Annotated in this window: 2 protein-coding genes, 1 tRNA gene and 1 rRNA gene; 1 reads left to right on the forward strand and 3 read right to left on the reverse strand. The window is 71.1% G+C overall.

Features of this window, described 5'->3' with window-relative positions; translation table 11 throughout:
- Nucleotides 1-43: 43 nt before the first annotated feature.
- The gene (locus ACZ462_RS10105; RefSeq protein ID WP_467809822.1) at nucleotides 44-5,497 is read right to left on the reverse strand and encodes a HAMP domain-containing protein; all 5,454 of its coding nucleotides are present in this window, start codon (nucleotides 5,495-5,497) and stop codon (nucleotides 44-46) included.
- A 301-nt stretch (nucleotides 5,498-5,798) separates the two neighbouring features.
- Here ACZ462_RS10105 and ACZ462_RS10110 point away from each other — a divergent pair, with 301 nt between their 5' ends.
- On the forward strand, nucleotides 5,799-8,324 hold the full coding sequence (locus ACZ462_RS10110; protein ID WP_467809820.1) for a SpoIIE family protein phosphatase: 2,526 nt from the start codon (nucleotides 5,799-5,801) through the stop codon (nucleotides 8,322-8,324).
- Between the two features lie 108 nt (nucleotides 8,325-8,432).
- Here ACZ462_RS10110 and ACZ462_RS10115 read toward each other — a convergent pair.
- Nucleotides 8,433-8,508, reverse strand: a tRNA-Thr gene (locus ACZ462_RS10115).
- Nucleotides 8,509-8,513: 5 nt separating this feature from the next.
- Nucleotides 8,514-8,630, reverse strand: a 5S ribosomal RNA gene (gene rrf / locus ACZ462_RS10120).
- Nucleotides 8,631-8,760: the final 130 nt, after the last annotated feature.

An 8,760-nucleotide genomic window follows, 5' to 3' on the forward strand; every position in this document is an offset into this window, starting at 1 on the left:
CGGGACGCCCGGAGGTTCCCCGGGCGCCCCCTCCCCGCGGCGGTCAGTCCCCGCGCATCCACTGCTCCATCACCGACAGCAGGTAGTCCGGGTCGACCGGCTTGGTGACGTAGTCGGACGCACCGGAGTCGATCGCCTTCTCCTTGTCGCCCTTCATCGCCTTCGCGGTGAGCGCGATGATCGGCAGCCCGGCGAACTGCGGCATCCGCCGGATCGCCGCCGTCGTCGCGTACCCGTCCATCTCCGGCATCATGATGTCCATCAGCACCACCGCCACGTCGTCGTGCTGCTCCAGCACCTCGATGCCCTCCCGCCCGTTCTCCGCGTACAGCACCGCCAGCCCGTGCTGCTCCAGCACGCTGGTGAGCGCGAAGACGTTGCGGACGTCGTCGTCGACGATGAGCACCTTCTCCCCGTGGAAGTCGTACGTCGGCGCCGCCGCCGGCTCCTCCTGCGGGCCCGTCCAGCCCTCCTCCTCCGACACCGCCGCGCCCGGCCGGGCGGCGGGTGCGACCGCCGCCTGCGGCTCCGGCTCGGCGCCCAGCGCCTTGCGGCGCCGCCGGAACAGCGCCGCTCCGCCCTGGCCCTGCCCGCCGGGTGCGGCCGCCGGCGGGGCCGGCTGCGGCTGCGGCTGCGGCGCGGGCAGTGCCGCGGGGGCGGCCGGCGCCTGCACCTCCCGCGTCCCGCCCTCGGGCAGGCGGTGGCCGTCCGGCCGGCCGCCGCCGGGCTGCGGGGAGGCGTACCCCTGCGGCGGCAGCTCGCTCGGGTGCAGCGGCAGGTACAGCGTGAAGGTGGAGCCGCGGCCGGGTTCGCTCGCCGCGTGGATCTCGCCGCCCAGCAACCGGGCGATCTCCCGGCTGATCGACAGCCCGAGGCCCGTGCCGCCGTACTTCCGGCTCGTGGTCCCGTCCGCCTGCTTGAACGCCTCGAAGATCACCAGCATCTTGCTCGCCGCGATCCCGATGCCGGTGTCCGTCACCGAGAACGCGATCAGGTCCCCGTCGGCCTCGCGCAGCGAGCCCGCCTCCAGCAGCTGCTCGCGGATCGCGGGCGGCACGTCCGACCCGGCGGGGCGGATCACCAGCTCCACCGCCCCGGTGTCGGTGAACTTCACCGCGTTCGACAGCAGGTTCCGCAGCACCTGGAGCAGCCGCTGCTCGTCGGTGTGCAGGGTGGCGGGCAGCTCCGGGGAGACCCGTACCGAGAAGTCCAGGCCCTTCTCCGCGGTCAGCGGCCGGAAGGTGGCCTCCACGTAGTCGACGAGCTGCACCAGGGCGATCCGCGTCGGCGAGACGTCCATCTTGCCCGCCTCGACCTTCGACAGGTCGAGGATGTCGTTGATCAGCTGGAGCAGGTCCGAGCCCGCCCCGTGGATGGTCTCGGCGAACTCCACCTGCTTGGGCGAGAGGTTCTCGTCCGCGTTGTCCGCCAGCAGCTTCGCCAGGATCAGCAGCGAGTTCAGCGGCGTCCGCAGCTCGTGGGACATGTTCGCCAGGAACTCCGACTTGTAGCGCATCGAGACCGCGAGCTGCTCGGCGCGCTCCTCCAGGACCTGCCGCGCCTCCTCGATCTCGGTGTTCTTCACCTCGATGTCCCGGTTCTGCTGCGCCAGCAGCTCCGCCTTCTCCTCCAGCTCCGCGTTGGCGGCCTGGAGCGCCTTCTGACGGTTCTCCAGCTCGTCGGAGCGCTCGCGCAGCTGCTCCGTCATCTCCTGCGACTGCTTGAGCAGCATCTCCGTCTTGGAGTTGACGCTGATCGTGTTGACGCTCGTGCCGATCATCTCGGCGATCTGGCTCAGGAAGTCCTTCTGGATCTGCGTGAACGGCTGGAAGGACGCCAGCTCGATCACGCCGAGCACCTTCCCCTCGAAGAGCACCGGCAGCACGATCACGTGCGCCGGAGGCGCCTCCCCGAGCCCCGAGGAGATCTTCAGGTAGCCCGGCGGGGTGTTCTCGACGAGGATCGTCCGCTTCTCCTCCGCGACCGTCCCGATCAGCCCCTCCCCCGGCCGGAACGCCGTCGGCATCTGCCCGCCCGCGTACGCGTAGCTCCCGCGCATCCGCAGCTCGTACGAGCCGTCCGGGCCGCCCTCTGTGCCGATCTCGGTGGTCCCGCCGGTCGGCATCGCGAGGAAGAACGCGCCGTGCTGCGCCGAGACCACCGGCGTCAGCTCGCTCATGATCAGCGAGGCGACGTCGTCCAGGTCGCGGCGGCCCTGCATCAGGGCCGAGATCCGGGCCAGGTTGCCCTTGAGCCAGTCCTGCTCCTTGTTCGCCAGCGTCGTGTCGCGCAGGTTGGCGATCATCGTGTTGATGTTGTCCTGAAGGACCTGGATCTCGCCCGCGGCGTCCACGTCGATCTTCAGGTTGAGGTCGCCGCGGGTCACCGCGGTGGCGACGGCCGCGATCGCGCGGACCTGCCGGGTGAGGTTCCCGGCCATCTCGTTCACGGACTCGGTCAGGTCCCGCCACGTGCCGTCGACGTCCCGCACCCGGGCCTGCCCGCCGAGGATGCCCTCGGTGCCCACCTCGCGCGCCACCCGCGTCACCTGCTCCGCGAACGACGACAGCTGGTCGACCATCGTGTTGATCGTGTTCTTCAGCTCCAGGATCTCGCCCCGGGCGTCGATGTCGATCTTCTTGGTCATGTCGCCCTTGGCGATCGCCGTCGTGACCATGGCGATCTGGCGCACCTGTCCGGTCAGGTTCGACGCCATGAAGTTCACCGAGTCGGTGAGGTCCTTCCAGGTCCCCGACACCCCCGGGACGTGCGCCTGGCCGCCGAGGCGGCCCTCCGTGCCCACCTCGCGCGCCACGCGCGTGACCTCGTCGGCGAACGAGGACAGCGTCTTGACCATCGTGTTGACCGTGTCGGCGAGCTGCGCGACCTCGCCGCGCGCCTCCACCGTCACCTTCTTGGTCAGGTCGCCGTTGGCGACGGCCGCCGACACCTGCGAGATGTTGCGCACCTGGGAGGTCAGGTTGTTCGCCATCAGGTTGACGTTGTCCGTCAGGTCCTTCCAGATGCCCGTCACACCGCGTACCCGGGCCTGCCCGCCGAGGATGCCCTCGGAGCCCACCTCGCGCGCCACCCGGGTCACCTGCTCCGCGAACGACGACAGCTGGTCGACCATCGTGTTGACGGTCGTCACCAGCTCCAGGATCTCGCCCTTGGCGTCGACCGTGATCTTCTTGGAGAGGTCGCCGGTCGCCACCGCCGTCGTCACCTCGGCGATGTTGCGCACCTGCGAGGTGAGGTTGTTCGCCATGAAGTTGACGGACTGCGTCAGGTCCTTCCAGGTGCCGGAGACCCCCTTCACCTCCGCCTGGCCGCCCAGGATCCCCTCGGTACCCACCTCGCGGGCCACCCGCGTCACCTGCTCGGCGAAGTTCGACAGCTGGTCGACCATCGTGTTGAGGGTGTTCTTCAGCTCCAGGATCTCGCCCCGGGCGTCCACGTCGATCTTCTGCGACAGGTCGCCCCGCGCCACCGCCGTCGCGACCTGCGCGATGTTGCGGACCTGCGAGGTCAGGTTCCCGGCCATGCCGTTCACCGAGTCCGTGAGGTCCCGCCACACGCCGGCCACGCCGGGCACCTGCGCCTGGCCGCCGAGCCGGCCCTCCGTGCCCACGTCGCGGGCCACCCGCGTCACCTGCTCCGCGAAGGCCGAGAGCTGGTCGACCATCGTGTTGATGGTGTTCTTCAGCTCCAGGATCTCCCCGCGGGCGTCCACGTCGATCTTCTGCGACAGGTCGCCCCGCGCCACCGCCGTCGTCACCTGGGCGATCTGGCGGACCTGGGATGTCAGGTTCCCGGCCATGAAGTTGACCGAGTCGGTCAGCTCCTTCCAGGTGCCCGACACGCCCTCCACGCGGGCCTGCCCGCCGAGCCGGCCCTCCGTGCCCACGTCCCGCGCCATCCGCGTGACCTGGTCGGCGAAGCTGGAGAGCTGGTCCACCATCGTGTTCACGGTGTTCTTCAGCTGGAGCATCTCGCCGGAGACGTCCACCGTGACCTTCTGCGACAGGTCGCCGTTCGCCACGGCCGTCGTCACCTGCGCGATGTTGCGCACCTGCCCCGTCAGGTTCCGGAAGGCGGTGTTCACCGAGTCGGTGAGGTCCTTCCACGTCCCCGCCGCGCCCGGCACCTGCGCCTGCCCGCCCAGCTCGCCCTCGACGCCGACCTCGCGGGCCACCCGCGTCACTTCCGCACCGAAGGACTGCAGCTGGTCCACCATCGTGTTGACGGTGTTCTTCAGCTCCAGCATCTCGCCCGCGACGTCGACCGTGACCTTCTGCGACAGGTCGCCGTTCGCCACGGCCGTCGTCACCTGCGCGATGTCGCGCACCTGCGTGGTGAGGTTGCGGAAGACCGTGTTCACCGAGTCGGTGAGGTCCTTCCACGTCCCCGCCGCGCCCGGCACCTGCGCCTGCCCGCCCAGCAGGCCCTTGGCCCCGACCTCGCTGGCGACGCGCGTGACCTCGTCCGCGAACGTCCGCAGCGTCTCGGTCATCTGATTGATCGTCTCGGCCAGCTGCGCCACCTCGCCGCGCGCGCTGACCCGCACCTTCTGCGACAGGTCGCCGTTCGCGACGGCCGTCGTGACCTGCGCGATCCCCCGCACCTGGGCCGTCAGGTTGCCCGCCATCGTGTTGACGGAATCGGTGAGGTCCTTCCACACGCCGGCGACGCCGGGGACCTGTGCCTGCCCGCCGAGCTCGCCCTCCGTGCCCACCTCGCGGGCGACCCGCGTCACCTCCGAGGAGAACGACGACAGCTGGTCCACCATCGTGTTGACGGTGTTCTTCAGCTGGAGCATCTCGCCGGCCACGTGCACCGTGACCTTGCGCGACAGGTCGCCCTTCGCCACCGCCGTCGTCACCAGCGCGATGTCACGCACCTGGGCGGTGAGCCGGTACGCCATGGTGTTGACGGAGTCGGTCAGGTCCTTCCACGAACCCGACATCCCGCGTACCTGGGCCTGCCCGCCGAGCTTGCCCTCGGTCCCCACCTCCAGCGCCACGCGCGTCACCTCGTCGGTGAACGCGGACAGCTGGTCGACCAGGTTGTTGACCGTGCGCCCGACCTTCAGGAACTCCCCGCGCAGCGGGTGCCCCGCCCCGTCCGCCGTCTGCGTCCGCAGGTCCATCCGCTGGTCCAGGTCGCCCTCGGCGACCGCCGACAGCACCCGCCCGACCTCGGACACCGGCCGCGCGAGGTCGTCGACCAGCTGGTTGGACGCGTCGATCGCGGCCGCCCAGGAGCCCTCGCAGGCACCGGTTTCCAGCCGTTCGCTCAGCTTGCCCTCGCGTCCGACGGTGCGCCGGACCCGGGACAGCTCCCCGGTGAGGTGCAGGTTGCGGTCGGCGACCTCGTTGTAGACGGCGGCGATCTCCGCCATCACCCCGTCGCCGGACACCGTCAGCCGCTTGCGGAAGTTTCCGTCCCGCATCGACATCAGGGCAGTGAGCAGCCGGTTCAGGGCGGCGGTATCCACCTCGGTCGTCCCGTTCCGGCGCGACCTGCCACCCTTCGCGCGCGTTCCCGTACGCCGCACCGCTGCGCCAGACTCCACCGTGTCCCTCCCGAAAGGGTCGACCGCACATCCACCGGCACACGGCGTGTCCGCCGCGCAAACCGATCCTGCCCAGTGTTTCACCCTGGCCGAACCCGGCGATAACACTTCGGCACCATCGCACACCGGCCGCCCTGCCGGGTGGAATCCCCGGTGACGGCCCATACCGCCCGGGAAGGTAAGTAACCTGGCATCCGATGTACCACCGCGTCGAAGGAGACTCGTGATCACGGCTCGGGCGGCTGCCAGCTTCGACCCCCAGGGGCGCTCGGTCGCCTCCGCCCGCCTGTTCGTCCGCGACACGCTGCAGGGCTGGGGCTTCGCGGACATCGTCGACGACGCCGTCGTCCTCACCAGCGAGCTCGTCACGAACGCCGTCGTCCACGCCGGCACCAGCGCCGAGGTCCTGTGCCTGCGCACCGAGGACGGCGTCCGCGTCGAGGTCGCCGACCGCTATCCGGAGCGCGAGCTGCCGCTGCGGCACCCCGGCGACCGCCCGTACGCCGATCCGGACCGCGAGAACGGCCGCGGCCTCATGCTGTGCGCCGCGCTCGCGACCCGCTGGGGCGTCGAGTACACCGCCACCCACAAGCACGTGTGGTTCCGCCTGGACCTCCCGGACCGCCCCGTCGGGACCCGCTCCGCCGGCCCGGTCGTCCCCGACCGGCTGCTGCCGCTCGCCGACACCCGCGTCCGCGTCGCCGTCGTCCAGGTCGACTCCGACGACCGCGTCTCCGCCTGGAACGAGGACGCCGAACACGTCTTCGGCCATCCCGCCTCCAAGGCCATCGGCCGCCCCCTGGCCGAGCTCGCCGCCTGGCCGCAGACGCCGGGCACCGGCACCGGCATCGCCGAGGCCCTGCGCCTGTCCCGCTGGGAGGGCAGCTACGGCATCCGCGGCGCCGACGGCCGCGTCATCCCCGTCTACGGCTCCCACCTCCGGGTCCGCGACGCACACGGCGACCCGTCGATCGTCTGCCTGCTCGTCCACGACGACGAGCGCGCCCTCCTCCAGACCCCGGTGCGGGCGCCCGCGGCGGACGCGGGCCAGCTCGCGGAGGCGCGCCCGGCGGACCCGTTCGAGGTGTTCATCGGCTCGCCCGCCCCCGACGACCTGGACGGCCTGCTCCAGCGGACCGTCGAGCGAGCCCGCGACATGCTCGACGCGGACGCCGCCTTCCTGCTGCTCGCCACCGACGACGAGACGGAGCTGGAGGTCCGCGCGACCACCGGCCTCCCCTCGACCCGCCAGCGCTTCGCCCGCGTCCCCGTCGAGGCCGGCGCCAGCCGCTACGGCTCGGCCCGCATGCCCGCTGTCCACGAGGACCTGACGGCGGTCCCGGGCGCGGTCCCGCTGCTGGACGGCACGGGCATGCGCTCGGTCGTCACGGTGCCGCTGAAGGTGGAGGGCCGGCTGACAGGCTCCCTGGGGGTCGCCGCGGAGAACCCGGCCCGCTATTCGAACGCGGAGGCGCTGCGGCTGCAGTTCGCCGCCGACCGGATCGCGCTCGCGGTGGAGTCGGCCCGCCTGGGTGAGCTGGAGCGGCTACGCCGCGGCTCGCTGTCCTTCCTTGTCGAGGCGTCCGACCTGCTCGCCGGCACCCTGGACCGGGACCAGACGCTGGCGCTGATGGCGCAGATGACCGTCCCGACGCTGGCGACCTGGTGCGCCGTGTACACGATCGCCGACCAGTCCTCGGACCCGTACCTGTCGTACGTGCTGCACGAGGACGAGGAGCGCATCGACGGCCTGAAGGCGCTGCTGTCGCATGTGAGCCCGCCGGAGCCGGTCCGGGAGGCCGGCGCCCGCATCTGGCCGGAGGCGGCGACCGCGGTCGGCGGCGAGACGGTGGTCCTGCCGCTGCTGGCCCGCAACCGCGTCATCGGCATGCTGACCCTGGGCAAGCCGTCCGGGGAGCACTTCCGGCAGGAGATCCTGGAGCTCGCCGACGACCTGTCGCGCAGGGCGGCCCTGGCGCTGGACAACGCCCGCCTCTATTCGGAGCGCACGGCGATCAGCCGCTCGCTCCAGCGCAGCCTCCTCCCGCCGGGCTCGCCTGCGATCCCCGGCATGGAGGTGGAGGTCATCTACCGGGCCGCCGGCGAGGGCAACGAGGTGGGCGGCGACTTCTACGACGTCTTCCCGATCCGCGACGGCGCGTACGGCTTCGCCATCGGCGACGTGTGCGGTACGGGCCCGGAGGCGGCGGCGGTGACGGGCCTGGCCCGGCACGCCCTGCGCCTGCTGGCCCGGGAGGGCCTGGGCGGCCCGGCGGTGCTGGAGCGCCTGAACGCGGCGATCCTCGACGAGGGCGCCCGCAGCCGCTTCCTCACCCTGCTGTACGGGGAACTTCATCCCCGCGAGGACGGCAGCGCGCTGATGAAGGTGGTGTGCGCCGGGCATCCGCTGCCGCTGCGCCTGCGCCCGGACGGCGAGGTCGTGCCGGCGGCGGAGCCGCAGCCGCTGCTGGGCGTCATGGACGACCTGGAGCTGTACGAGGAGACGGTGACGCTGGAGCCGGGCGATGTCCTGCTGTGCGTCACGGACGGGGTCACGGAGCGCCGTGAGGGCAGCCGCATGCTCGGCGACGACGGCCTGACGGAGGTCCTGACGACGTGTACGGGCCTGACGGCGGGCGCGGTGGCCGCCCGGGTGCTTCGCGCGGTGGAGCGCTTCGCGGCGGAGCCGGCGTCGGACGACATGGCGATCCTGGCCTTCCGCGTCCCCCAGCCGCGCACGGGCGACTGAGCTTTCCGGTGTCGGCTCCGGGCCTCCGTAGGGGCCCGGAGCGACTGTAGCGCATTGCCGGGACGGGAAAACAAAAAAGGCCCCCGCCGATGGCGGGGGCCTTTTTGATGGAGCCCTTTAACGGAATCGAACCGTTGACCTTCTCCTTACCATGGAGACGCTCTACCGACTGAGCTAAAAGGGCGGGTTGTTCGGCGGCGTCCTACTCTCCCACAGGGTCCCCCCTGCAGTACCATCGGCGCTGAAAGGCTTAGCTTCCGGGTTCGGAATGTAACCGGGCGTTTCCCTAACGCTATGACCACCGAAACACTATGAAGTTCGAACTCCAGCCGACAAGGCGAGTTCGTTGCTTCAGAACTAACACAGTGGACGCGAGCAACTGAGGACAAGCCCTCGGCCTATTAGTACCAGTCAGCTCCACCCGTTACCGGGCTTC

The organism is Streptomyces sp. NPDC031121, assembly GCF_055570615.1.